At 63.8% G+C, this 2,606-nt stretch carries 3 protein-coding genes; 2 read left to right on the forward strand and 1 reads right to left on the reverse strand.

The window, feature by feature from the left end; all coding sequences use genetic code 11:
- Positions 1 to 10: 10 nt before the first annotated feature.
- A complete protein-coding gene (locus OC610_RS25285) occupies positions 11 to 274 on the reverse strand; it encodes a DUF2790 domain-containing protein (RefSeq protein ID WP_264431756.1) in 264 nt (87 codons plus the stop codon).
- Between the two features lie 225 nt (positions 275 to 499).
- Here OC610_RS25285 and OC610_RS25290 point away from each other — a divergent pair, with 225 nt between their 5' ends.
- Positions 500 to 1,240 carry a response regulator gene (locus OC610_RS25290; protein WP_030140709.1) on the forward strand — a complete coding sequence of 247 codons (741 nt, stop codon included), beginning with the start codon at positions 500 to 502 and terminating at the stop codon, positions 1,238 to 1,240.
- Complete coding sequence (locus OC610_RS25295) at positions 1,237 to 2,553, forward strand: ATP-binding protein (protein ID WP_264431757.1); 1,317 nt, start codon at positions 1,237 to 1,239, stop codon at positions 2,551 to 2,553. The genes OC610_RS25290 and OC610_RS25295 overlap by 4 nt, the downstream gene beginning before the upstream one ends.
- The last annotated feature ends 53 nt before the right edge of the window (positions 2,554 to 2,606 follow it).

Raw genomic sequence — 2,606 nt, forward strand, 5'->3', positions numbered from 1 at the left:
CGAGAAAAGGTCAATTCTGGTTGGTGCAGTTATTGGAGAGCTTGCGGTAGTCCAGCGCCTGTTCATGCCCCGCCGAATCCAGATAGGTCATGCGCGCATTCACCACGCCACAGGCCGGTTGCGGGTCTTCGCTCAGGGACAGCACTTTGCGCACGTCCAGGTGGGTGCCATAGCTGTAGGTGTGCGGCTGGACGGTGCTTTCGGCCCGGGCCGACAGGGTGCAGACGTTCAGTGCGGCGAACAGGCAGGCGGCGTAGATGGCTTTGGTGTTCATGGCGGTGTCCTCGATTCAATGGATGTTTGTTCCAGAGGCCGGTCGTGCTGCCTCGATGGATGCCATTGAACGCCGTCCAGGTATCGCGCCTGTATCGAGCCGGAGGCTTTTTGCATCGCTGTGTATCCGCCGCGCGCCAGATACACTGCAATACAAACCGTCGCGGGCCAGGCCGGCTGCCGGCTGTAGACTCACCCACAACAAAACGCCAAGGGGCAGAACACCATGGATCATGTCGATCATGTGTTAATCGTGGATGACGATCGCGAGATCAGGGAACTGGTAGGCAACTACCTGAAAAAGAACGGCCTGCGCACCACCGTCGTGGCGGATGGCCGGCAAATGCGCGCCTTCCTGGACACCACTCCGGTGGACCTGATCGTGCTGGACATCATGATGCCCGGCGACGATGGCCTGGTGTTGTGCCGGGAACTGCGCGCCGGCAAGCACAAGGCCACGCCGGTCTTGATGTTGACCGCTCGCAACGACGAGACCGACCGCATCATCGGCCTGGAAATGGGCGCGGACGATTACCTGGTCAAGCCCTTCGCCGCCCGCGAACTGCTGGCCCGCATCAACGCGGTGCTGCGGCGCACGCGCATGTTGCCGCCCAACCTGGTGGTCACCGAGAGCGGGCGCCTGCTGGCGTTTGGCCGCTGGCGGCTGGATACCACGGCCCGGCATCTGCTGGACAGCGACGGCACCATGGTGGCCTTGAGCGGCGCCGAGTACCGGTTGCTACGGGTATTCCTCGACCATCCGCAGCGGGTGCTCAACCGCGACCAGTTGCTGAACCTGACCCAGGGCCGCGACGCCGACCTGTTCGACCGCTCCATCGATTTGCTGGTCAGTCGCCTGCGCCAGCGCCTGTTGGACGATGCTCGCGAGCCGGCCTACATCAAGACCGTGCGCAGCGAAGGCTATGTGTTCTCGCTGCCGGTGGAGATCCTCGAGGCCTCGGTATGAGTCTGCCGCTGCGTTGGCCGCGCACCCTCGCCTCGCGCTTGTCGCTGATCTTCCTGATCGGCCTGGTGCTGGCCCAGGGTTTGTCATTCGGCGTCCAGTACTACGAACGCTACGAGAGCGCCAAGAACACCATGCTCGGCAACCTGGAGACCGACGTCTCGACGTCTGTCGCCATTCTCGACCGCCTGCCAGCCGCTGAACGAGAGGCCTGGCTGCCGAAACTCGCCCGGCGCAACTATGGCTATCTGCTTGGCGAAGGCCAGCCTGGCCTGCCGATGCTTCCCGACAACGCGCCGATCTCGGTCAGTTCCCTCCAGGAAGCGCTGGGCGATTCCTATGCGTTGACCTTCAACCAGATCCCGGGCCCGACGATGCACTACCAGGCGCACCTGCGGCTGAAGGACGGCAACCCGTTGACCATCGACGTGCGCCCGGCCATGGCGCCGCTTTCACCTTGGCTGCCGATGGTCTTGCTCGGGCAATTGGCGCTGTTGATCGGCTGCACTTGGCTGGCCGTGCGCATCGCCGTCAGCCCCCTCACCCGGCTGGCCCAAGCGGTGGAAACCCTGGACCCCAACGCCCACGGCGTACGCCTGGACGAAAAAGGCCCGACCGAAGTGGTGCACGCGGCGAAGGCCTTCAATGCCATGCAGGACCGCATCGCCGCCTATCTGAAGGAGCGCATGCACCTGTTGGCCGCGATTTCCCATGATTTGCAGACGCCCATCACCCGCATGAAACTGCGGGCCGAGTTCATGGACGACGGCGTCGAGAAAGACAAGCTCTACAGCGACCTGGGCGAAATGGAGCATCTGGTGCGTGAAGGCGTGGCCTACGCCCGCAGCATCCATGGCGCCACCGAGGCCAGTTGCCGGATCAGCCTGGACGCGTTTCTCGACAGTTTGGTGTTCGATTACCAGGACACGGGACAGGACGTGCAATTGTCCGGCAAGAACGCCGCCGTCATCGACACCCGTCCCCATGCCTTGCGTCGGGTGCTGGTCAACCTGGTGGACAACGCCTTGAAGTTCGGCGGCGCGGCGCAGATCCAGGTCCAGCCCGCCGCCACCGGCAAGTTGGCGATCCAGGTCCTGGACCGCGGCCCCGGCATCAGCGAGCAGGAACTGGCCGAAGTGCTCAAGCCGTTCTACCGGGTGGAAAGCTCGCGCAACCGGGAAACCGGCGGCACCGGCCTGGGCTTGGCCATCGCCCAACAACTGGCGAATGCCATGGGCGGCTCGCTGACCTTGAGCAATCGCGAGGGTGGCGGGTTATGCGCCGAGTTGCGCTTGGGTTGCGATACGTCGGCCTGAAGCCAACTGAATCCCTTGTGGAGATCCCTTGTGGGAGCGAGCCTGCTCGCGAA

The sequence above is a fragment of the Pseudomonas agronomica genome (assembly GCF_025917275.1).
Classification (GTDB): domain Bacteria; phylum Pseudomonadota; class Gammaproteobacteria; order Pseudomonadales; family Pseudomonadaceae; genus Aquipseudomonas; species Aquipseudomonas agronomica.